Below are 22,216 nucleotides of genomic sequence, written 5' to 3' on the forward strand. Positions count from 1 at the left end.
TATTTACTCCTTACCTAACAGCCGCTAATATAGTGTCAAAAATGGTATTCGCAGTGGAAATAATTTGCGATGCCGCTTGATAAGCTTGTTGAAATTTCAATAAATTTGCCGCTTCTTCATCAAGGTTTACCCCAGATGTGGATTGATTGCGATTAAATGCTTGGGTGAATAATGCCTGAGCAGTATCAGCAACTAGCTCAGCATTACTGGCTTTTGAACCGACTTTTGAAGTGCTTATACCTATGCTTTGACTAAAGGTTTCTTTATTGCCGTTAGTTACGCCTTGCTCTTGGGTTTTAGTCATGGCAACTGCATTATTGCCATTACCCACACCGAAGGCATCACCAATAGTAAATGTTTCTCTGGCATTAGTGCCTGAACCAACTAAGTCGCCACTAATTTCTATTTGAAACGCTGGTGTTCCTGGTGGTAAATCAACGACTGCACTTCCTCCTGCGGGATAGCTACCAGTAGCAATGGTTGCCGCTGGAGGTGGTGTTGCTGAATTATATACTCGATAGGAAAAAGTATTAGCAGCACTTTCATACACATCTACGGTTAAGCCACTGTTAATACCCTGAGTATAGTTTCTAGCTGCTACCGGATCACTTACCCCGCTAATTGTTACCTTGCCATCACTGACATTATGCGTTGATGGAGTAACGTTAACGGCTGAACTGGCAGCAATGGCATTGCCATCTGTTAAGGTGGTTTGCATCAATGCCGCACTATTTTTAGTCGGTATTATAGTAAAAGTATCGCCCGCGACAGGTACACCAGTTTCAATAAATGAAAAACCATAATCTGGCGATGATGGTGTATGTGTGCCTGCAGGTACACCGGAACCTGGTGCGCCTATGTTTTCACTGCCACCAGTTGTTAGGTTAAATAACATAAAGTCGGTGCCATCAAACCGTACTTCAAAATCATCTGTCGGTAGTAACGATACATCGTTAATAGCTACTTGACCTTGCGTATTACCAGTATTTGATGAATGAGCTAAAATACGACCTTGTTGTAATTGAGTGGTGTTGATATCTGTGAAGATATTAGCACCTTGCAATCCATTTAAATCTAATCCACTGGCTTGACTATCATTTAACGTTGACGATATCGCCATCGCTAAGCGATCTATTTCACTGCGGGTTTGTGCTAGATGTTCATCTCGGAACTCAATGGCTCCGCCTAATGAACCACCAAGTGTTGTACCATCAATTCCTACAGAGCCATTAGGACCCACTAAACGCAACTCAGTTTGTAAAGCGTCAGGGTCACCTGCTTTTACGGCAATGGTTAGTGGCGTAATACCGGCAACCAGTGTTGTACCTTGACCCACCATTACCGTCATAACACCATTTTGATCAACTAAAGTATTAACCCGCGTATATTCACCTAACTCACTCACTAATTTATCGCGTTTATCAAGCAAGTCATTAGGTTGTCCCGTTTGATTTAAGCCTTGATTTTGTAAAATGCTTTCATTAATTTTTGCTAGCTCAAAAGATATTTCAGAAATTTTATTGGCTACTTGCTCTATCTCACCATTAACGGATTTACCCATGAGATCAAAGTTATTAGTCAGCTCGTTAAAACCATCACTTAAAGACTTAGCTTGATTTAATACTATGCTACGTAAACCTGAGTCATTGGGATTATCGGCGACACCATTTAAAGCTTGATAAAATTGCTCTATTGAACCTGCTACCGCGTTACCTGAAGCACTCATAACTTGATCAAGTTGAGTTAAACGAGTATGTAACGAATCAGCATTACCTAAATTACTTTGGTTGATTAACTGTTCTTTATACGAAAACTTATCATAGATTCGAGTAATATCTTGAACATAGGTGCCTGTGCCAATGTAGTTTGAACCGCTCACCTGGCCAAGCGTAGCGTTTTGCTCTGCCCGCTGGCGGGTATAGCCATCAGTATTGACATTGGAAATATTATGACCCGTAGTTGCCAACTGCTGCTGTGCAGCTAATAAGCCACTCACGCCGGTTTGGTATAAACTAACTGTCATAATATTTGCCTCTAGTATGGAGCTTTACTAACCTAAGTACTTACCTACCTGTAAGCAAAGTCACCACAAGGATGACAGGTTGTAATAACCACATTATTTTATAATTAACTTAGAGACTGTACGCAGAGTTGCCATTATTTTGTTGGCATATTGAGGATCTGTCGCATAGCCTGCTTTCTGTAAACTATGCACAAAGTGTTCCACATCACTTGAGTTTTGCAATGCATCTTGATATCTGTCATTGTCAGAAAGGAAACTGACATAATCATTCACGCTTTCTGTCAATGATTGATACGCTCTAAAGGCTGATGATTTTTTCACCATAGCGCCTTGTTCAAATTCTAAAGATTCTTTTTGGATACTTGCTCCATCCCAACGGTTATCAGCTTTGATATTAAATAAGTTATTTGAGCTACTACCATTTTGATCTTTAATTATTTTTTGTCCCCAACCAGTTTCTAGCGCTGCTTGGGCAATAATGACTTGAAATGGTACACCTAATTTTTCTTGGACTGATTTTGCCGGCTCTATAAGGGCACTAACAAAATCTTTGGGTTCGCTAAAGCTTGGTGATGAAAAATTGACGTTTGTTTTTGATTGATTATCATCAACAGTTGCAAAGGGGATTTTTGTGAAGTCTGTATTATTGGTTTGACTTTGTAATTTGTCTTGCTTAGCCGCTTTCTTAATTTGTTCAAGATTAGCATCATTACGCAATACGCTTCTTGGGGTAAAATTATTATCATCACCCCCTAATTGCCTAACAATCAGATCAGATAAACCTAACGTACCGTTTGACGATAACTCAACAGCCATTTGTTGATCGTGCATATCGCGATAAAACTTAGTTGACTGGGAATTAAACGGACTATCTGACTCTAAAACATCTTGCGCTTTACGCATGCTTTTTAGCAGCATTTTCATAAAAATAGCTTCAAACTGCTGAGCAGCTTCTTGTAAAGCTTCTTTTTTACCTTCGCTATCTGACCCTCTAGATTGTTCACGGATGGCATTCAAACCATTTAACTCTAAAAAGTTACGTGATTGGTCAAAATTAGTGGTGGTAATTGAGTTATCAGCCATTATGTCACTCTATATATACTAAATAATAATAAGTTCGCCAAGAATGGCGCCAGCTTGATCTAACGCTTCTAAGATAGCCATAACATCGCCAGGCCCCGCACCAACTTCATTAATTGCTCTCACTAATGTTTCTAACGTAACGCCTGGTTGAAACACAAACATACGCGCATCACTTTGGCTAACATTCACCGATGATTGGTTGGTAACGACCGTTTCCCCTTCTGCAAATGCATTGGGCTGTGACACTTCTTGTACTTCATTTATCGTTACTGTAATGCCACCATGTGTAATTGCAGCAGCTAACAAGCGAACCTCATTGCCAATAACTATAGTGCCTGTACGTGAGTTGACTATTATTTTTGCTGAGCCTGAAGCAGGTTCAAACTCTAAATTTTCTAAAACAGAAAGAAAGCTAACGCGATCATTAATATCACGAGGAGCATTAACCTGAACTGAAGCAGCATCTATTGCTCTAGCAGATCCTGGTATCAACTCGTTAATAGTATCCGCTAGGTTTTTCGCTGTGGTAAAATCAATTCTGTGTAAATTAAACGTTATATAATCACCTAATCCAAACGGCGACTTAACTTCACGCTCAACCGTTGCACCGTTAGAGATACGACCAACAGTTGGTGTGTTAACAATAACTTTTGAACCATCAAGACCTTCTGCGCCCAAACCACTGACCACTAAACTCCCCTGACCCACCGCATAGGTTTTGCCATCAAGACCAACCAGCATGGTTTGCAATAAAGTACCGCCACGTAAGCTTTGCGCACTTCCCATACTAGAAACGGTAATATCAATTGTTTGTCCTACCTTTTTAAAAGCATTCAGCTCTGCATGAACGGCAACAGCAGCCACATTTTTAATTTTAGGTTTAAGGTTTGCTGGCATGGTAATACCAAAATTACTTAGCATGGTTTTAAAGCTTTGTTCGGTAAATGGGCTTTGCTCACCCGTGCCTGGCAAACCAACCACTAAGCCATAACCGATTAATTGGTTAGTACGAACACCAGCAACATCAACGGCATCTTTAATGCGTTGTGCATGACTAGTAAAAGCTAAAGATAAGCCTGTAAGGATAAGTACTATGTTTATTACTGCTTTCATATTATTACCTAAGAGCCCCCTAAAGAGGCCACCAACTACTGTTGAAAAACTTCGTTAACCAACCTTGCTCATTGGTGTCGGCAAAACTACCTGTACCCGCATATTGAATACGCGCATTAGCTATTTTTGTTGATAAGATGGTATTGTTCGAATTAATATCTTTAGCACGAATAACGCCCGTTAAACGGATATATTCATCACCATTATTTAACGTTATCCATTTTTCGCCACGAATCATTAAATTGCCATTAGGTAAAACCCTCAGCACATGCACCGAAATATCGCCACTTAAGCTATTACCCTGATCAGCTTTTGAATCCCCTTTAAATTCAGAGTTTTGATTTACACCAAATTGTAGTGATTTACCACCAATAGTTACCGGCGCGCCACCTAACCCAATGACAGGATCGAGCACAGCATTATTTTCTTTTTTCAATTCTGTTTTGGCATTTTTCTTCGCTTGAGTACTTTCACTTAAAATGACCGAAATAATATCGCCTATCCGGTGAGCCTTAGAATCAGAGTAAATATTATTGACATAATTTTCTTTAAATAATGAACCGGTTGGAATAATAGCGTCCTCTTCAGTCTCCGGTAATATTGGTGCAAAATCAGGGTCGTTAGGCAAAGCTTTACTTAGTTCTACAGTATTACTGCAAGCACTTATTTGACTAATAAGCATTACCACCAAGACACAAAATAATTTACTTTTCATCGTTAACTCCAAACTAAAAAAGTTACAGCTGCTGATTGATATAACTAAGCATTTCATCTACAGCCGAAATCACTTTAGAGTTCATTTCATAAACACGTTGTGATTCAATTAAATTCACCAATTCTTCTGTAGTGTTTACATTTGAGGTTTCTAACGCCCCTTGTACTATCATGCCAAACCCTTCTAGACCGGGAATACCCTCTTGTGGCGTTCCACTAACAGCGGTTTCTGTGTATAAATTCTGCCCGATGGGCTGAAGACCCGTAGGGTTAACAAAATTAATCGTATTGATCTGACCAACAACCGCTGGCTCAGCCTGCCCTTGTAAAGTTACTGATACTTCACCGTCTTGCGAGACAACGATACTTAAAGCATCTTCAGGAATAGTCACTTGCGGCTGTATTAAATAACCCGCTCCAGGGGTAACCATATCGCCTTCATCATTCATGGTAAATTGACCATTTCGACTATAAGCAGAAGTACCATCTGGCATCAGTATTTCAAAAAATCCTTCACCTTGAATCATCAAGTCTAAGGAGTTATCTGTTGTTAACATATCCCCTTGTGTATGAATTTTTTGTGTTGCCACTACTTTAGTGCCAGCCCCTAGCATCAAGCCTGATGGCGCTTCACTATCATCGGCAGTACGCCCGCCCGGTTGATTGACATTTTGATAAAGTAAGTCTTCAAAAACAGCACGACTTTTCTTAAAGCCTATAGTGCTAGCATTGGCTAAGTTGTTAGAAATTACCGCAATATCTTTGGTTTGCGCATCTAAGCCTGTTTTACTGATCCATAATGCTGGATTCATACATCACCTCAATTAATTTCTTTAGAAAGCACGCAATAATGCGGCACTGCTAGCATCTATTTCTTCTGCTGTTTTCATCATTTTTAGCTGCATTTCAAATTGCCTTTGTAAAGCAATCATGTCTGTCATATCACTTAATGGGCTGCTGTTACTCGACTCTAATGTGCCGCCTAGTACTTTAACCGTGATATCGGCTTGTTCAGGTGCGCCATCTTTTCGGCGAAATAAACCATCTTGCCCTTTAACGAGCATACGAACATCAGGATTAACTAACTTAAGACGCCCTGCTTCTTCTTGCGCAGTAACGGGTGCCCCTTCAGGTTGAACCATGATGACCCCATCACGATTTATTTGAATGTTATTCACGGGTAGAGGTAAATAAATAGGTCCGCCCTCTCCAACAACTAACTTACCACTGCTTGTTTCTAAAGCGCCGTCAGCCGTCAACCGTAAGTGGCCATTTCGCGTAAAAGCGACCTCACCAGAGGCATCTTGCACGGAGATCCATCCTTCACCTTCAATGGCAATATCAAGATCGCGGCCTGTGGTTAGTAATGCGCCTGAGTCAAAATTTTGGCTAGCACGTTCGGTCATGGAAAACACACGGGTTGCTTGCCCTTCACCAAATGCCTGCATACTTCTCGCTTGCGCTAAATCAGCTTTAAAGCCAGTGGTTTTAGCATTCGCTAAATTATTGGCATTAATTGATAGTGCTTGCATGTTTTGTTTAGCACCGCTCATGGCGATATAAAGCAACTTATCCATAATGAATTCCACATTAATTAATTCTATTGTGTAGATAAATGCAAAGAGAGTGCCAAAAAGCTACTTGAGGGAATTTACATAAAGTAAAAGTGACTAAAAAGATAAAGCCGCTAACTGAACAGTAAGTACCATTCAGCTAGCGGCTTTATTGATAATAAATTTTATTTATCTAATTTGTAAGATAGTCTGATTCAGTTGATTATCTACTTCTAGCGCACGTGAATTCGCTTGGAAATTTCGTTGTGCTGAAATCAAATCAATTAACTCTGTGGTCAAATTAACGTTTGATTGTTCTAATGCTGATGAGTTAATTGTACCAAAAGTACCTGAGCCACCTTCACCTGCTAAGGCTTCACCTGAAACTAGACTTTCTTTCCAGTTACTATTGCCTACTTGTGTTAACCCTTGCTCGTTGGCAAAGTTAACTAAAGCAATTCGCGCTAAAGGCTGTGAAGTACCATTTGAATAAGTGGCTCGCACTAGGCCATCACCACCAATATCAATACCGGTTAATCGCCCTACGGCTAAACCATCTTGCTTTAAAGCTGTTACTTCAAAATTGGAAGCAAACTGGGTTGGTTCATTTGGGTTTGGTGATGCTGTATCTAGGTTAAAGTCAATTATAACCGTTTGAGTAGGATCAGCTCCATTACTTAAAATACCAATTCCTAAAGGAGCTGTTTGTATCAGAGCTGGGTTTTGGCCAACAAAATCACCACTGGAATTAAAGCTTAAAACAGCCCCTTGTACACCTGCTTGGGTAGTCTGTACGGGAGCTGGAGCTGGGTAATCTGCTGTTATTGTAGACGAAGTGCCGGTAGGAACATTGACCATTACATCATCAACTGCCGTAAACATATTCCATTGATTGGCTGATGCTTTAACAAAATAATATGTCATTACATGACTATCACCTAAAGAGTCAAAAATTGTTACTGAAGTTGAGTTATTAAATGTTAGCGGGTCGGTTGGGTCAAATACAGGATTTGCTGGCGCTACATCACCTGCGGGTAAATTCATACGAATATCAACTTCACTGGTTTTGGTTGGTGCGCCTGAAGCTGTTGGGATAAGAACAGGCGTGGCAGTACTTAAACTAACCGACGATGAACTGCCATCTGGATTAATTGGGAAGCCCAATAAATGACCTCCTTGCGAGTTAACAACAAAATTGTCAGCATTTAATTTAAATTGACCCGCTCGTGTATATGAACGCTCAAGTGAGCCAAGTTCTGGTACTGTAGCAAAAAAGCCATTACCCGTGATGGCTAAGTCAAGCGCATTATTGGTAAATTGAATACTACCTTGAGAAAACTGCTGGGCAACATCTGCGGTTAAAACACCATCACCTACTTTCGTTTTACCTGCAGCAAGCAAAGATGATGCATAAACATCAACAAATTCAGCACGGGACTCTTTAAAACCAACAGTATTTACGTTAGCAATGTTGTTTGAAGTTACATCTAAATCTTTCTGTGCGGCATTTAATCCACTTAGTGCTATATTAAATGACATAATTTAACCCTCTTAAAAATTTTTGTAGGTCGTACTTAAGTGCGACATTTTTAAATTTTGTTTGTAAAAAATATTGTCAGGCTAAAGCCTAACCTACATTACCCTTCTGATACTTCAACTACATCGGCTAAGGCCATTGAGCTGCCACCATTAAGGTTTAATAAAATACTACCGTTAGCACCTGCTAAAGTAACACTGTCAACTTTTCTAAAAGTCATGCTTTGTATTTCTGATGCTTGACCATCAACTAAGCCCGCTACTCTAAAACGATATGCACCTGCAGCCGCTGGATCACCATTTGCTTTTTGGCCATCCCAGGTAAACGTGGAGCCACCTGCACTAACATTACCAACAGGAACCGTTTGAATAATTTCTCCAGCAATATTTTCAACATAAATGTTAACGTTACTCGCTGGCGTATCCGTGACTATTTTACCTTTAACTTGCTCACCTTCATTCATACCAAAAACATTGTCTTCAACTAAAACACTACGACCAACCAAAGAAGAGGCTTGCAATGCTTGACTTGAGGTCATAGAGCTTGAAAATGAAGTGAATTGATCATTTAATTTCTGCACCCCATCAGTAGTAGAGAAAGCAGTCATTTGTGAAATCATTTCATTATTATCTACTGGCTTAGTAGGATCTTGATTTGACAATTCTTTTGTTAACAGAGCAAAAAAGTCGGCCTGAGTTAACATGCCTTTATTTTGTTCTGCAACCTTATAATCTTCTTGCTGCCAACGTATTGAATCTAAAGGGTTTCCGCCTTTAATTGTTTCCATTATCTGCTCCTACTAACTATCACTGACCAAATGTAAGGTTTTATTCGACATTACCTTTGACCTAGCGTTAAAGTTTTGTTCAACATATTCTTAGCCGATTCTGCTAACTGCACATTAGTTTGATATGAACGAGAGGCAGAGATCACTGCTTTGCTGGTATTGTTCATTTCTTCAATTATCTGGAACATCATTTTCAACATTACCTTTGACCAAGCGTTAAGGTTTTATTCAACATATTCTTAGCCGATTCTGCTAACTGCACATTAGTTTGATATGAACGAGAGGCGGAGATCATATTTGTCATTTCTTCTATAACATTGACATTAGGCTTATAAATAAAGCCTTCTTTGTCTGCCATTGGGTGCTCAGGCGCATATTCAACATTAAGCGGCTTGTTACTTTCAACAACACCTAGTACTTGTACACCAACACTACTTTCTTGACCCGCGGCAGCTTTTTGCATAGCAGCGGCAAAAACAGGATGGCGAGCGCGGTATGTTTCATCAACGCTGCTACTCACACTATCAGCATTAGCAATATTACTTGCCGTAGTGTTCAAACGCGTTGATTGGGCGCTCATGCCGCTGCCCGTTATATTAAATACATTAAATAGACTCATAATTACCTGCCTCCACTAATCACTTTTTGCAGCGCTTTTATCTTACCGTTAAGAAATTGCAAACCAGCTTGATACTCTAATGAGTTTTCTAAATACAAGTTTCGTTCCACTTGTACATCAACGGTATTGCCATCCCCTGTATCTGGTTGATCTGGCACACGAAAATCAACGTTATTGTTTAATTCGGTGCGAACATCAAAATGTTTTGAATTAGTACGGCTCATACCCATTTGCTGTTGAAGATTCGCTTGCTGCATAGCTTTGTTAAAATCCATGCCTTTTGCTTTATAATTAGGGGTATCAGCGTTGGCAATATTACCTGCAATCACTTCCGCTCGCTGGGAACGTAACTGCATGCCTTGTGCGTGAAGTTCAAACCCTTTATCAAATCCGATGGCCATAACAACTTACCGTTAATTATACTTAAGGTTTAGTTATTCAATATTTATGCCAAGAACGAACAGATACAAGCAAGAAAATGTCAAGTTGATAAGTGATGGTGGAGAATAAGAAAAAATTTGAATTATGAAGTGCCGTGCGTGTAGCTAACTACACACACCTAATATATTTGTGGTAACTATTTTTTTTGATAGACAATGCCAGGATTGCATCTAAGCATATTAAAATTATCACTCAAACCAGAAAGCGATTCTGATGCGCCTAAAAACAAATAGCCTCCCTTGTTTAAAGTGCCATGAATTTGACTGATTATTTGTGCTTTAATTTCAGGAGAGAAATAGATAAGAACATTACGACAAAAAACAATATCAAACCGTCCCATTAAGCTATAACTATTAAGCAAATTAAGCGGCCTGAAACTGACCATTTTTTTCACTTGATCTTTCACTTTTAACATACCATTATCGCCATTTTCGAAAAACTGACGTTTACGCTCTGCTGATAGCCCACGCGCTAAGGCAAGTGAGTCATAATGGCCATACTTACAATGCTCTAACATAGTGCTAGAAATATCAGTACCAATCACTTGTACTCCACGCATAAAAGCACCCGGGTTACGTTGTTGATATTCTAATACAGACATGGCAATTGAATAAGGCTCTTGCCCTGAAGAGCTTGCCGCTGACCATATTTTTACCGGTGTTTGGCGATTGGCAAAATCAGGCAATAGTTTATTTTGCAGCAATTTAAATGGGTAGTCATCACGAAACCACAGCGTTTCGTTAGTGGTCATCGCATCAATCACAGCAGCACGTAATTGTCGTTCAACTGGGGACAAAGTGCGAGTAACTAACTCTCCAAGGGAGCTTACATCAAATTTACCCATTAATGGTGCTAAGCGACTTTTAACTAAATACTGTTTCTTTTCGCCTAGCACAATGCCACATTGCTGTTCTAAAAACGTTCTAAATTGATGATAACTTTTTTCGTCAAGTTCTCTTGCTGACACTATTACTGCACCCTAATCTGTTATATTAAAATCATTACCTTTACTGGGCTAGCCATTTTTTAACTGCTATGGCTAGCTCATCAGGATGGAATTTTGGAATAAAATCATCGGCACCCACTTTTGCTACCATAGCATTGTTAAAAACACCGCTTAATGAGGTATGCAAAATAATTGGCATTTTTGCCATACGATCGTTAGCTTTAACTTCTGACGTTAATGTATATCCATCCATTTCTGGCATTTCAATATCTGAAACCATTAATGCGACTTTTTCCGTAATACTGTGTTCACATGTCGCTTCAATGGCAAGTAATTGATCTAAAGCATCTTGACCATTTTTTGCCAAGACCATTTTGATTCCTAAAGGCTCTAATGCTCGTCTAACTTGATTTCGTGCAACTGTTGAATCATCAGCTATCATGACAATGCGCTCACCTAACTTTTCACCAACACTTTCATCTACGACATCATCACTTAATTCAGTAGACACAGGGCTTATTTCATTTAGTATTTTTTCGACATCTAAAATAGAAACCATACTACCATCAATTTCAGTAACTGCCGTTAGATAGCTAGATTTACCTGCTCCTTCTGGTGGAGGCATCATATCTTTCCAACTCAGTGTAATGATACGTTCAACACCTGCAACAAGAAATCCTTGCACACTACGATTATATTCGGCAATGATAATAAAAGAATTTTCAGTTTGAGTAATTGCAGGGCCGCCAATCGCTTTACTCAGATCGATGACAGAAATAGTTTGTCCACGTATATGAGCTATACCCTTTATAAATGCATCCTGATTGGGTAATGATGTTAGTCTAGGGCATTGTAATACTTCTCTAACCTTAAAAACATTTATACCAAAACGTTGTCTACCAACCAACTTAAAAAGTAATAATTCTAATCTGTTTTGACCAACAAGTTGCGTTCGTTGGTTAACTGAATCCAATATACCTGTCATGAAAACCCCATTTAAAATCAATATAGCGTTATTTATGCTAGCCTTGTTAAAAAGAAAACAAGAAGGCACAATTCTTGATTGTGTTTATTATAAAGACCAATGTAAGTGACAAATAGTCCAGTTACCACTTGAGTAAGTGCTTAACAAAACTAAAAATAAGTATATCATGTCACAAAATTGACATAGCTACGACTATGCTAACTTAGTTTAAGCATAGTAGAGTATTTGAATTTACCTAAAGATAAACTATAAAACTATAAAACTATGTTTCGAATCAAACTTTTGTCTATCACCCTGTACTTAATTGTACTGATTTCGCCAATAAGCCAAAGTACAACTTGGGATAAAGCTTACATTGAGACTTTTGCTAAAAAGTATCTCGAAGAAAAACTATTGCCACCCGTGGGAGGAAAAATATCAATTCGGATTGCTAATATTGATCCAAGAATAACAATAAAGCCTTGCCAGCAAAAACTAATAGCAAATATACCTGAAAATACCAAGAGTAGAAACGTAAATGTTAAAATATCTTGTGCTGATTCAACACCATGGAAAATATACTTACCTGCTAGAATTGAAAAAACGTTTGCCGTTGTCATTGCCACAACTACCATTGAAAAAGGTGCCACGCTATCGAATAATAATATAAGCCTGCAATACTTAGCTAGCAATAAAATTAGAGGCAAAAAAATGACTGACGTAACAACCATACTTGGTAGCAAAGCAGAAAAAAGAATTGGTAAAGGTCGAGCCATTAATACAAAAAATGTATGCTTAGTCTGTAAAGGAGACTCTGTTACCATTACGGCAAAATCACCAAATTTCATCATTAAAACTCAAGGTGTCGCGTTAAGTTCAGGTAACTTAAATAAACAAATAAAAGTGAAAAACACTCGTTCTGGCAGGATAATAAGCTCTAAAGTTACCGCTATCAATCAAGTGGTTATTCACTTATAATTTTATTTATACTTTTTACTTAAGTTTTCTGATTAATTGCCGATAAAAGGTTAACAAGAAATTTTTAAAATGAAACTTTGCCGACGGGTAATATTATGACTATAAATATCAATAACTTGAATAATCAAGCTCAAGTTCACCAAAATAAACAGACGCAAGTAAAGCAGCAAGCTGCCCAATCAGCAAGTACGAGTGCGCAAGTAAAGCAAGTCAGTCATGATTCTGTTTCACTTACACCACAAGCAAAGCAATTAAGTGAACTACAAAAAAAAGCGAATGATGCGCCGGTTGTAGATCAGAAAAAGGTAGCCGAATTGAAAAAGGCAATTGCTGCAGGGGAATATAAAGTCGACCCACAGAAACTTGCCGTAAGTATCGCTAACTTTGAATTTGATTTAATTTGATATAAGTGAAGTACTAGGTGATAATTATTTCACTTTACACCAAAAGGCGCTTTCATGTCTGCTTCAATTCAATCTCAAGAATTACTTGCTCAACAATTTGCCCAGCTTCAAGAACTTGAGCAAATAATAACTGACGAGAAACTTGTCTTACAGCAACATCAACCTGATGCGTTATTACAAATTAGTGAGAAAAAAAATCAGCTCTTACTATCCATTCAGAATTTAGATAAGCAAATAAGTATTAATCAAATATTTGCCCAAGATAAAGCAGCTGGCCTACTAAGTCAGGAATTGGCCGATATTGAAAGCCTATTAAAACTTTGCCAACAAAAAAACCAAGTCAATGGGCAAATTATCGCACAGTCACAATTAGCCGTTGAACGTATGAAAACGAGTTTGTTAGAAAGCCATAATAAAACGTCTGTGACTTATGATAGTAAAGGTAAGAAAAGTGGTGGCTTGAGTAGTATAGGCTTAAAGGCTTAGTTTCGAGATAATCAAGATTAAGCAGTAGCTGAATTAGTTACTGCTCGTTTAGATTAAAAATATTGTACCTCTTTAATTTCTTTGCGATTCAAACTAGCCTGATATATTTCATACACATCTTTAAAGTCTAATTGCAATTCCGTGGTGTAAGTGTCGCCCACAGGGTAGCTTTTTACTACTGTAGCACCTCGAATCAAACCTTGTACTGATGCGGATAATTGTTGATTGCTGATTAACATATCCGCCATAGTCGTCTTACTGCTAACTTGCTGACCATGCACTTGCTCTGTTAATTCAACATAAGCGGCAATTTTTGACGCTTTAATGGCCATTAACATCCGCTGCGTTTTATGTTCAGATTTTTGCAGACTTATTGGTGCATAACCAATTCCGCGAATAACAGGGAATGCTTCAGGCTTAACCGCTTGCCATTGAACATGCTTATCATAAACACTTGAGCAAGAAGCCATAGTCAATAAGCTAACTGTAGTAAACAATATTTTTATCAATGTATTATTCATATTTAGACCTAACATATAAACACCTAAAGCGATTATTTTTGAATTTCAACTGCACGCTGATCTTCAATTAACATTGCATTACTGCGAATAATCATACCATCTTTCATTTTAACATTTTCACTATGACTTTTTTCCTCGCCCAATGCCCATATAGGAATAAAAGACTGTGCCGTAGCAACCACTACCCGTGACTGAATACCTATCATACGAGCATTCACTAAAATGCCGTTTTCTTGCTCCATCATAGTACCCGTCACCACGTAGTCAATAATCTGACGTTCAGGTAACTCTTTCCAATCACGGCTAAAAGCATAATCACCTTCTTTAGTAACACGAATGTGACCGGTAGTTTTAAAGTCAATAACCACTAAGCCATGGCGTTGTAATTCATGAATAAAGTTTTCAGCTATTTGATTTCCCAGCCAATTTGTTGACTCAAGATCTTTCAGGTTAACAAATGAAGCAACTGCTACAGGCGTTTTAGCATTAACAAAAGCACTACTTTCTAGCATTTGATATGCTAGACCTTTCACCACATCATTAATGGCATGTTTAGGCAGATTAAAGCTATCTATTTCACCTTTATCAACTTGCGTTGATTTATAGAAGTTATCTTCTTGCTCTAAACTACTACAAGATAAAAGTGTTGGTATAATTAATGGTATAAGCCACTGTTTCATAGTGTTCCCCTGTAAAATCAGTGAATATTCTACATATGATTTATGCTAATACACTGACAACTTTATTTCTTAGGTTATCTCTTGCCAATAAATAATGCACATTTCAAGCCAAGTACATTCAAACAATAACTTAGCAAATACAAAATAAGTAAACAGGCACACTTCATGCATAATATTCATGCATAGAAACGATATATAATTTAATACGCCCAGTAGCTTATTTGCTTTTATGAGAGAGTTTATGCGCAATATACCCCGAACACTTGCCTTAGTTACCGGCCTGATTTTAACCCCCTTGACCTGTAACGCACAGTGGTATGAAGCACAAGGTCATGCTCGTATTGACCAAGGAACAGTTGAAATTGCACGCACTAAAGCGATGGAAAATGCGTTAAAAAAAGCACTACTTGTCGCTGGTGCAAGTGTGTCAAGTATTCAACAAGTCGTTAATGGCTTATTAACACAAGATCAAATAAGCATTCGCGCAAGCGGTAGTGTTAATTCTATTGAACTTATTGATGAATTACACAGCGATAATATGATCAGCGTAACAGTGCGAGCTGATATTTTTCCACAAGAGAAAAAGTGCTTAGCTTTAGATTTCAAAAAATCAGTATTGCTAACCAAAAGTCACTTAAACCATAGAGAACAAGCAAGCAGAGGAAGTATTTATCAGTTAGACTCTGCCGTTATTACCCATCTCAATCAAAAGTTACACTCACAAAGCACTTATAGTGCTAGCAAAATTTTATTAAAAAGTGCTACTGAATTTTCTCGTTTAAACGCGAGTTTTAATGAAGAGAAAATCAAACAACTAGCGGTGTCACTCGCTGACACAACTGATAGCCAATATATACTTTTTAGTGAAATTAACGATATTTCCTTTGAACAGCAAAGAACTAATAGTTGGAAGATATGGCAACAAGGAACCTACCCTAGAAACTTTGATTTTACCCTTTACTTATACAGCGGCATAAATGGTGAATTAGTTTGGCAAAATCGTTACCAAAATACAGGTGTTTGGGATTTTAATAAACGAGAAAGTATTGATGTTAATGGAACAATGTTTTGGCAAAGTAATTACGGTAATATGATAAGTGCTCTGCTTGATAATATGGTAAATGACATCGATGAAAATATTATGTGCGAGCCAAGTGAAGGAAAAATACTTCACGTGAAAGGGAACCAAGTTGTTATCAATTTAGGTCGTCATCACGGCGTTAAAATTGGTGATGAGTTTTCACTTCTACATATGAGCAGCTTTAAAAACGAAAATGGTAACCACTATGCAAGTACTAACATAAGCCCTTTCAAGGTTAAGGTAGTCAAACTTACCAAACAAAATGCGACTGCAATCACAATTGATCATAGCTTACTGGGTAATATCCAGTTAAATGATTTGGCCGTTAGGTTTTAATGCACCTAGGATATCAGTAATCTAGTAAACGCCCCGATTATTGATAATGGTGAGTAGCTAATTGTCTTTTATTGCATTGGTTTTACTTGAGTTCGATTGAGCAAGTTCAGAGCCACTTCGCTTTGCCATTAAAACCAGTGCAACCCCGAACACCGACATAACACCACCACAAAGTGCTAAAAACTCAAACTGTTCATCGAACAAAATATAAGCCTCGATGGCAGTAACGGGCGGTACCAGATAGAACAAGCTCGCAACTTCAGAAGCCGCCCCTTGATTAATCAATTGCATTAATAATAATATAGCGCCAATCGACAAACCCAAAACTAACCAGCCCATAGCAAGCATTAATTGCATATTCCATTCAACTTTCTGAGATTCAAAAAGAAAAGTTCCTAAGGCAAAAAGCAATGCCGCTGCGCAATACTGAATAAAAGCACCGGGAATAAGATCAATAGCATCACCAAAACGTTTTTGATATACAGTGCCAAGCGAAATTCCTATTAAAGAGATAAAGGCACAGCCTAGTGTCCATAATGGAAATTCTGGCAACTGCCCTGCGCCACCGAGCTTTTCAAATAACACCAACCCAACACCAAGCAATCCCAACAGCAAGCCTAGCCATTGGTAACTAACAACTCTTTCTTTGAGTACGATTATCGCTGCCATTGTTGTGACTAACGGCTGTAAACCAACAATTAGCGAGACCAATCCTGCGGGCATATCACCAGCGATAGCATAAAAAACCCCACCTAAATAAAATCCATGAATCAACAAACCACTAACAGCCATATGGAAAGCCGAACGTAACGATGGCCAGCTTGATTTTATCCAGAGTGCAATAAAGCCAAGGCAGACAAGGGTAATAAGCATTCGGTAAAACAACAAGATAAAAGGCTCGGCGTAGGGTAAACCATATTTTGCACCGATAAACCCAGTACTCCATAGCCAAACAAAAAACACTGGCGTCATTCGAACACCAAAACTGCTGGTTATTTGCTTGTTCTCACTAATGATATTACTGGGTTTAGAGGTCATTTCGATTGCCCTACTTATTGCATTATCTACTATTGTCGATTGACTATTACGTCACAAAAACGGGAGCGAGCATCTTTTGACTAACTTAGGACTACAAGATGAATTCAGCACTTCGCACATAGTACTTGATGACCATCGCTGAGTGATATGTATCTGCCAGTGAAGCTGTGGACTACCCAGCTCTCACTAGACAGTTTTTAATTGAAAAATTAGGAGTGTTCATGTAAACACACTCCTAATTCCAAAGCTTTTTATAAATTTCAATTATTTCATCTTTACTTGGCACACGTGGATTATTGTTGGGCGATCCTGAATTGAGCGCTTGTTCAGCCATTTCACTAAGCAAAGCAAAAAATTTAGCTTGCTCAATGCCAAATTGGCCTGGTGTTGGTACTTCTAGCTCTTCATTTAATGCACGAAGTTCTTGCAGTAATTTTAGGTTCGCGTTGTCTGTCGTATCTTGCTCATTTGCAACACCAATAGCTCGGGCACAATCGGCATATTTCTCAGGTGCAGCGCTAATAGAGAATCCTGTTACGCTGGGTAAAAGCATGGCATTTGAAAGACCATGTGGAACATGGAAAAAAGCACCTATTGGCCTGCTCATACCATGCACTAAAGCGACGGAAGCATTGGAAAATGCAATTCCTGCTAAGGTTGAGCCCAACATCATCGCTTCTCGAGACTTATGATCACTGCCGTTGTGATATGACTTACGTAAGTTGGGGCCAATCAGTCGCATGGCGGCTATGGCCTGACAATCACTATACGAATTAGCTTTTTGACTTACATAAGCTTCCATAGCATGAGTTAGTGCATCAATACCCGTGTCTGCGCTTATTCGTGGTGGCAGGCTAAGCGTTAAGTTATAGTCAACCAACGCAGCAACTGGCATAAAACCCATACCACAACAAAGCATTTTTTCGTCATTAACATCATCGGTAATAATAGTAAATCGAGTTACTTCTGAACCTGTGCCTGCCGTAGTTGGGATAGCAATGAGTGGCAAACCTGCTTCATTGACCTGACGCGGGAATTTATAATCCTGCATCTCACCGCCGTATTTTCCAAGAATCGCAATAGCCTTAGCGCTATCAATGGGGCTTCCACCACCAATCGCAATAATTACATCATAATCGCCACTTCTAACTTGTTTCACACCCTCCATGATAGAACTAACGGTCGGCTCTGGCACGGTTTGATCAAATACATCACAAAATATTTTTTGTTGTGTCAACAAATCTACAACCTTCTTAACATATCCCAATTCAACCATCATTTTATCAGTAATGATCAGTGGTTTATGACAGTTTAGGCTAGCTAAAATACTAGCGATTTCCTGACTAGCGCCCTCACCTATTTGGAGGATTCTAGGAAGTATTATTTGATTTGACATAATTTTATCTACCTCTTAACCGTCGCTAATGGCTAACATTATTTATTGGTTTGAATAAAGATCTAGCTTACTGTTGAGATGAATACATATAATGGAGCTTTATGTACCGTATTGAAAGTTTCACTTGCTGTAAATACTTTTATGCTGGAACGCAAAGTCTCATACGGTCTACTTTACATTAAAAATGTATCAATAAAACACACGATTAGATTAACATAAGTGGTTACTATAAATTGCTCAGAATAAACCATACGCACGATTTAACATAACTGATTTTATATCGAAATCAACATAAAACATAAAAGTAAAATAATCTAGGTCACCAAGTAACTATAAGGTTGATTTATTTTGTTTTTTTTATTTTGTTTTGTTTGAAATGATTTATACTGTACAGCCGTAAATAATTTCAAGTCCTCGTAACTCAGCTGGATAGAGTGCACCCCTCCTAAGGGTGATGTCGTGGGTTCGACTCCCGCCGAGGACGCCATTATTTAATTTTATTAAAATGCCAAATGACACCTAGTTTATTAAATTCATTTCAAACGTGACTTTATCATTATCAGACGTAACCACTTGTGCGACAACCAATAAACATTCATCACAAGAAAAGTCAGGCTGAATTATTAATAACTTCTTTCGATTTACATATAGCATTAATTTCAGCTTCTCTTCTTTGCTGGATTAAGTCAGCAGAATAGCGTTCTTTTTATTTTTACCAAACAATTTTTATAGCTACTTTCAGAACGCTGCCAGGAAAAGATATGGCTAGATAACCGTTACCCCCTCAAATAAAAAAGTCGCATACTCTATCTTGAGTATGCGACTTAAATTTCCCGTCAATAAATCAATTACTGAAATTATTATTCTGATTGTGCTGTTTTTACTTCCATGTCATCAGCTACTGAGATATTACTCAATACCGCTGAAACGGCCATTATGATTACTGCACAAATAACCGTCGTCAGCTTTAATCCTCGAGAGGATGACTTACGCATTGTATGTACCTAATTAAGATGTAATTACATTTCAATTTTCTCAGTCAAAGGGACAACAAAAACCTTATTTAGAGAATATTTCTTTCGATTAAAAACTAAACTATTTACTTTGATAGTTCAAGTTAATTTGTCATTTATCTTCTTTTTCATCAAAGACATGCGATTGATATGCATGTTGCTCCTCATTTGAGGTAATTAAAATTTTGATGGAAGCTGTTAATACTCTTTCACCAGAGACCAAATTCCCCAAGTTCGCATCACCGCCCATTAACTGACAAACCTCTTTAGCCATTGCTATTTGAGCACTGAACAAAGCCATATTAGTATTAATTGGATGCTTAAAGGGTACTGTCTTATCAATAGGTTTATCATCATGGTTAGTAAAAATAAATAATAAGGTCGCACTATTAAGGTGATGATTATGTACTTTCACTGTTAAGCGTATATTACTAATCTTTAATAGCTCATGAACACCATCACAAAAAGCAACCAAAAGCTGCTGAATTCTAAGCTCATCACTATTAATAAAGTGCGGTACATTTGAGTCGATTAAAAAGGTGATAGTATTTTCTTGAAGCGCTGTAATATCTGTAGATGATTGTTTAGCCAAAAGCATATCTTCAATACGCGCTATAAAACCATGAAAATCGAATGGTTTACTACTAACGTCAGATTCCCCTAATTCAACTTTAGATAAATCAAGTACCATATGAAGCAGTTTCTGCATATTATCTTGTGCTAATTCTATATTTTGAATTATCTTATTTTTTTCTTTATTGTCAGATTTTGACAACTGCTGACAAAAGTCCTTAATTGCATGCAAAGGCGTTTGCAGCTCGTTACTTAGCTTATGTAAAAAATTAGTCTTCGCTGTATTTTTCTGCTCCGACTGTTCTTTGGCAATAATTAATTCACGCGTTTTTGTAATAACCTGAGAGTTTAATTCATTGGAGTACACCGCCATCATTAGAATCAGTACTTGAAATAGCGCTCCCCCTAATGTTGTTCCAAATAACATAGCCCATACTTGCCAATTTTTTTGTTGCAATTGCCATGGTTGATGTTCACCAAAACTAATTCGCCATTGACGAGAATTAACCTCTAAATTAATACTTTCAACATAACGATGATTCTCATTAAGCTGTTGACCGAACAATATAAATGGCTCTGGCGAAGTTACATCTTCAATAAGCAAATTAATTTTGTCCGTTTTCGATGGTGATATGTACTGGAAAAAGCGTTTAAATTGCACTACGGCAACAACAAAACCAAGTAAGTCATCTGGACTACTTTGCTCAATATTAGGTAAATTATCTGTTGAGCCAGAGAAAACCGCAGTAATAAAAAGAATGCCTAAATTAGTATGATTACCTTGTATTAAGTTAATTGGTGCGCTGGCAATAATATGTTTACTATTAATGACATTTTTCATAGAGATAATACGATTTGAATTTGTCAGTACATCTAATCCTAGAACCGGTTCATTACCTTGATAAGGGTAAATAAAACGTATAGGAGCATAGCGCCTTCTATTACCTGCTTTTTGCGTAACTCCCTCAGTGCTTTTTTCTAGAATAACATTATATTTTTTCTCAAAGGCAACTCTGTTTTCATGACTAATAATAGGCGCCCATTCAAGCACTCTAACGCTTGATTTAGTTTGAAAAATTTGTTGTGCGAATAAGTTAAAGCCCGGTAAATCAACCGTTTTACTCGCCTTAAAAAATGCTGACAAACTATTCAAGTCATTAATAGTAATATCTATTTCTTTTTGAATTCCCTTAAGTACATTATTTTTTACTTGCTTAAAAGTATTATGACGTTCATGTTGCTGCACATTTTGAGATATTTTAAATAATAAACCAATCGCAAAAACAGCTAAAAACGAAGCTATTATGATGAAAGTTCGTTTGGGTAAATTTAGCTGCTGCTGACCTTGTGTAAGCAATATCATTGGAGTAAAAAAGACTGAAAACAATAGGCTTCCTGACCAACCGCTAACAAAAGTAAAAAGCAAATCATTGCCTAAAGTTTTACTTTCCAATATAACAACTATCACTACAGTAAACGCTGAAATCAATGATGTTAGCGGACCTATCTTGAATAAAAACTGTAGTAAATATCGTCGTGAATTAAGCCAGTTCTGTTGATTAACTTCACTTAGTGTCAGCTGCTTTGCCCAAAACCCCTGTAGCATAATAGACAATAAAGTAATGATGACCATGGATAATTCTATCGGCAGGTTCAGCGAGAAAAACAAATACAAACAAAAAATTATCGAGGCAACAGCAATAGCAAGTAATATTTTCACTCCAAAAACAATTACTAATGCTGTGGATATACCTGCGGCTGGTCCAATAAAACTAGTGAAAGAATAAGGTGTAATAATAAAAACGGTGCAAGCACATGCACAAAGATAAATAACAATGGTTAAAAAGGATCGCTGAAGTGTATTGTTCATTATATTTATAAAAATTCAAAGAGTTAAAGTTTCACTTACCTAACCGATACTAGCACTATT

23 protein-coding genes and 1 tRNA gene are annotated in these 22,216 nt (G+C 37.8%); 5 read left to right on the forward strand and 19 right to left on the reverse strand.

Going from position 1 to position 22,216, the window contains the following annotated elements; translation table 11 throughout:
- Window positions 1–10: 10 nt before the first annotated feature.
- The 13 genes from flgK to DWA31_RS03435 all read right to left on the reverse strand — a co-directional run bounded on the left by flgK (window position 11) and on the right by DWA31_RS03435 (window position 11,801).
- Window positions 11–2,023 (reverse strand): flagellar hook-associated protein FlgK, encoded by a 2,013-nt coding sequence (gene flgK, locus DWA31_RS03375; RefSeq protein ID WP_114325254.1) that lies wholly within the window; start codon window positions 2,021–2,023, stop codon window positions 11–13.
- A 93-nt stretch (window positions 2,024–2,116) separates the two neighbouring features.
- Complete coding sequence (flgJ, locus tag DWA31_RS03380) at window positions 2,117–3,106, reverse strand: flagellar assembly peptidoglycan hydrolase FlgJ (protein ID WP_114325255.1); 990 nt, start codon at window positions 3,104–3,106, stop codon at window positions 2,117–2,119.
- Window positions 3,107–3,124: 18 nt separating this feature from the next.
- The gene (locus tag DWA31_RS03385; RefSeq protein ID WP_114325256.1) at window positions 3,125–4,219 is read right to left on the reverse strand and encodes a flagellar basal body P-ring protein FlgI; all 1,095 of its coding nucleotides are present in this window, start codon (window positions 4,217–4,219) and stop codon (window positions 3,125–3,127) included.
- Window positions 4,220–4,238: 19 nt separating this feature from the next.
- Window positions 4,239–4,934 (reverse strand): flagellar basal body L-ring protein FlgH, encoded by a 696-nt coding sequence (gene flgH, locus DWA31_RS03390; RefSeq protein WP_114325257.1) that lies wholly within the window; start codon window positions 4,932–4,934, stop codon window positions 4,239–4,241.
- A gap of 22 nt (window positions 4,935–4,956) precedes the next feature.
- Complete coding sequence (flgG, locus tag DWA31_RS03395) at window positions 4,957–5,745, reverse strand: flagellar basal-body rod protein FlgG (RefSeq protein ID WP_114325258.1); 789 nt, start codon at window positions 5,743–5,745, stop codon at window positions 4,957–4,959.
- Window positions 5,746–5,766: 21 nt separating this feature from the next.
- Entirely contained in the window at window positions 5,767–6,510 is a 744-nt protein-coding gene (gene flgF, locus DWA31_RS03400; protein ID WP_114325259.1) for a flagellar basal-body rod protein FlgF, read from the reverse strand.
- Between the two features lie 165 nt (window positions 6,511–6,675).
- Window positions 6,676–8,025 (reverse strand): flagellar hook protein FlgE, encoded by a 1,350-nt coding sequence (gene flgE, locus DWA31_RS03405; RefSeq protein WP_114325260.1) that lies wholly within the window; start codon window positions 8,023–8,025, stop codon window positions 6,676–6,678.
- 98 nt (window positions 8,026–8,123) lie between these two features.
- Window positions 8,124–8,810 carry a flagellar hook assembly protein FlgD gene (locus tag DWA31_RS03410; RefSeq protein WP_114325261.1) on the reverse strand — a complete coding sequence of 229 codons (687 nt, stop codon included), beginning with the start codon at window positions 8,808–8,810 and terminating at the stop codon, window positions 8,124–8,126.
- Window positions 8,811–8,860: 50 nt separating this feature from the next.
- Entirely contained in the window at window positions 8,861–9,001 is a 141-nt protein-coding gene (locus tag DWA31_RS03415; protein WP_425451854.1) for a flagellar basal body rod protein FlgC, read from the reverse strand.
- 8 nt (window positions 9,002–9,009) lie between these two features.
- Window positions 9,010–9,429 (reverse strand): flagellar basal body rod protein FlgC, encoded by a 420-nt coding sequence (flgC, locus tag DWA31_RS03420; RefSeq protein ID WP_114325262.1) that lies wholly within the window; start codon window positions 9,427–9,429, stop codon window positions 9,010–9,012.
- 2 nt (window positions 9,430–9,431) lie between these two features.
- Window positions 9,432–9,830 carry a flagellar basal body rod protein FlgB gene (gene flgB, locus DWA31_RS03425; RefSeq protein ID WP_114325263.1) on the reverse strand — a complete coding sequence of 133 codons (399 nt, stop codon included), beginning with the start codon at window positions 9,828–9,830 and terminating at the stop codon, window positions 9,432–9,434.
- 176 nt (window positions 9,831–10,006) lie between these two features.
- Entirely contained in the window at window positions 10,007–10,837 is an 831-nt protein-coding gene (locus DWA31_RS03430) for a CheR family methyltransferase (RefSeq protein WP_114325264.1), read from the reverse strand.
- A 40-nt stretch (window positions 10,838–10,877) separates the two neighbouring features.
- A complete protein-coding gene (locus DWA31_RS03435; protein WP_114325265.1) occupies window positions 10,878–11,801 on the reverse strand; it encodes a chemotaxis protein in 924 nt (307 codons plus the stop codon).
- A 264-nt stretch (window positions 11,802–12,065) separates the two neighbouring features.
- On the opposite strand from DWA31_RS03435, the gene flgA reads away from it, so the two are divergent.
- The 3 genes from flgA (at window position 12,066) to flgN (ending at window position 13,648) form a co-directional block, all read left to right on the forward strand.
- A complete protein-coding gene (flgA, locus tag DWA31_RS03440; protein ID WP_114325266.1) occupies window positions 12,066–12,758 on the forward strand; it encodes a flagellar basal body P-ring formation chaperone FlgA in 693 nt (230 codons plus the stop codon).
- A 95-nt stretch (window positions 12,759–12,853) separates the two neighbouring features.
- On the forward strand, window positions 12,854–13,162 hold the full coding sequence (gene flgM, locus DWA31_RS03445; protein WP_114325267.1) for a flagellar biosynthesis anti-sigma factor FlgM: 309 nt from the start codon (window positions 12,854–12,856) through the stop codon (window positions 13,160–13,162).
- 54 nt (window positions 13,163–13,216) lie between these two features.
- The gene (gene flgN / locus DWA31_RS03450) at window positions 13,217–13,648 is read left to right on the forward strand and encodes a flagellar export chaperone FlgN (RefSeq protein ID WP_114325268.1); all 432 of its coding nucleotides are present in this window, start codon (window positions 13,217–13,219) and stop codon (window positions 13,646–13,648) included.
- Between the two features lie 53 nt (window positions 13,649–13,701).
- On the opposite strand, the gene DWA31_RS03455 is transcribed toward flgN, so the two are convergent.
- Both DWA31_RS03455 and DWA31_RS03460 read right to left on the reverse strand, forming a co-directional pair.
- Window positions 13,702–14,169, reverse strand: coding sequence for an LPP20 family lipoprotein (locus DWA31_RS03455; protein ID WP_210725535.1), 468 nt, complete (start codon window positions 14,167–14,169; stop codon window positions 13,702–13,704).
- A 32-nt stretch (window positions 14,170–14,201) separates the two neighbouring features.
- Window positions 14,202–14,849, reverse strand: coding sequence for a FlgO family outer membrane protein (locus DWA31_RS03460; protein ID WP_114325269.1), 648 nt, complete (start codon window positions 14,847–14,849; stop codon window positions 14,202–14,204).
- A 241-nt stretch (window positions 14,850–15,090) separates the two neighbouring features.
- Between DWA31_RS03460 and DWA31_RS03465 the strand changes: the two genes are divergently transcribed.
- Window positions 15,091–16,266, forward strand: coding sequence for a flagella assembly protein FlgT (locus DWA31_RS03465; RefSeq protein WP_114325270.1), 1,176 nt, complete (start codon window positions 15,091–15,093; stop codon window positions 16,264–16,266).
- A 57-nt stretch (window positions 16,267–16,323) separates the two neighbouring features.
- Here the strand turns inward: DWA31_RS03465 and DWA31_RS03470 are convergent, their stop codons facing one another.
- On the reverse strand, window positions 16,324–17,304 hold the full coding sequence (locus DWA31_RS03470; protein WP_114325271.1) for a DMT family transporter: 981 nt from the start codon (window positions 17,302–17,304) through the stop codon (window positions 16,324–16,326).
- Window positions 17,305–17,539: 235 nt separating this feature from the next.
- A complete protein-coding gene (locus DWA31_RS03475; protein ID WP_114325272.1) occupies window positions 17,540–18,700 on the reverse strand; it encodes an iron-containing alcohol dehydrogenase in 1,161 nt (386 codons plus the stop codon).
- Between the two features lie 410 nt (window positions 18,701–19,110).
- On the opposite strand from DWA31_RS03475, the gene DWA31_RS03480 reads away from it, so the two are divergent.
- Window positions 19,111–19,187 (forward strand) — tRNA-Arg (locus tag DWA31_RS03480).
- A 373-nt stretch (window positions 19,188–19,560) separates the two neighbouring features.
- Here the strand turns inward: DWA31_RS03480 and DWA31_RS17665 are convergent.
- Window positions 19,561–19,695, reverse strand: coding sequence for a hypothetical protein (locus DWA31_RS17665; RefSeq protein WP_281268613.1), 135 nt, complete (start codon window positions 19,693–19,695; stop codon window positions 19,561–19,563).
- Window positions 19,696–19,825: 130 nt separating this feature from the next.
- On the reverse strand, window positions 19,826–22,156 hold the full coding sequence (locus DWA31_RS03485; RefSeq protein WP_114325273.1) for a CHASE domain-containing protein: 2,331 nt from the start codon (window positions 22,154–22,156) through the stop codon (window positions 19,826–19,828).
- Window positions 22,157–22,216: the final 60 nt, after the last annotated feature.

This window comes from Candidatus Colwellia aromaticivorans, from assembly GCF_003333305.1.
In the GTDB taxonomy this organism is placed as follows: Bacteria; Pseudomonadota; Gammaproteobacteria; order Enterobacterales; family Alteromonadaceae; genus Colwellia; species Colwellia aromaticivorans.

Coding starts and splice junctions, on each gene's coding strand:
- flgK (WP_114325254.1), bottom strand. CDS start 2,023: ATGACAGTTAGTTTATACCAAACCGGCGTGAGTGGCTTATTAGCTGCA.
- flgJ (WP_114325255.1), bottom strand. CDS start 3,106: ATGGCTGATAACTCAATTACCACCACTAATTTTGACCAATCACGTAAC.
- DWA31_RS03385 (WP_114325256.1), bottom strand. CDS start 4,219: ATGAAAGCAGTAATAAACATAGTACTTATCCTTACAGGCTTATCTTTA.
- flgH (WP_114325257.1), bottom strand. CDS start 4,934: ATGAAAAGTAAATTATTTTGTGTCTTGGTGGTAATGCTTATTAGTCAA.
- flgG (WP_114325258.1), bottom strand. CDS start 5,745: ATGAATCCAGCATTATGGATCAGTAAAACAGGCTTAGATGCGCAAACC.
- flgF (WP_114325259.1), bottom strand. CDS start 6,510: ATGGATAAGTTGCTTTATATCGCCATGAGCGGTGCTAAACAAAACATG.
- flgE (WP_114325260.1), bottom strand. CDS start 8,025: ATGTCATTTAATATAGCACTAAGTGGATTAAATGCCGCACAGAAAGAT.
- DWA31_RS03410 (WP_114325261.1), bottom strand. CDS start 8,810: ATGGAAACAATTAAAGGCGGAAACCCTTTAGATTCAATACGTTGGCAG.
- DWA31_RS03415 (WP_425451854.1), bottom strand. CDS start 9,001: ATGATGTTCCAGATAATTGAAGAAATGAACAATACCAGCAAAGCAGTG.
- flgC (WP_114325262.1), bottom strand. CDS start 9,429: ATGAGTCTATTTAATGTATTTAATATAACGGGCAGCGGCATGAGCGCC.
- flgB (WP_114325263.1), bottom strand. CDS start 9,830: ATGGCCATCGGATTTGATAAAGGGTTTGAACTTCACGCACAAGGCATG.
- DWA31_RS03435 (WP_114325265.1), bottom strand. CDS start 11,801: ATGACAGGTATATTGGATTCAGTTAACCAACGAACGCAACTTGTTGGT.
- flgA (WP_114325266.1), top strand. CDS start 12,066: ATGTTTCGAATCAAACTTTTGTCTATCACCCTGTACTTAATTGTACTG.
- flgM (WP_114325267.1), top strand. CDS start 12,854: ATGACTATAAATATCAATAACTTGAATAATCAAGCTCAAGTTCACCAA.
- flgN (WP_114325268.1), top strand. CDS start 13,217: ATGTCTGCTTCAATTCAATCTCAAGAATTACTTGCTCAACAATTTGCC.
- DWA31_RS03455 (WP_210725535.1), bottom strand. CDS start 14,169: ATGAATAATACATTGATAAAAATATTGTTTACTACAGTTAGCTTATTG.
- DWA31_RS03460 (WP_114325269.1), bottom strand. CDS start 14,849: ATGAAACAGTGGCTTATACCATTAATTATACCAACACTTTTATCTTGT.
- DWA31_RS03465 (WP_114325270.1), top strand. CDS start 15,091: ATGCGCAATATACCCCGAACACTTGCCTTAGTTACCGGCCTGATTTTA.
- DWA31_RS03470 (WP_114325271.1), bottom strand. CDS start 17,304: ATGACCTCTAAACCCAGTAATATCATTAGTGAGAACAAGCAAATAACC.
- DWA31_RS03475 (WP_114325272.1), bottom strand. CDS start 18,700: ATGTCAAATCAAATAATACTTCCTAGAATCCTCCAAATAGGTGAGGGC.
- DWA31_RS17665 (WP_281268613.1), bottom strand. CDS start 19,695: ATGCGTAAGTCATCCTCTCGAGGATTAAAGCTGACGACGGTTATTTGT.
- DWA31_RS03485 (WP_114325273.1), bottom strand. CDS start 22,156: ATGAACAATACACTTCAGCGATCCTTTTTAACCATTGTTATTTATCTT.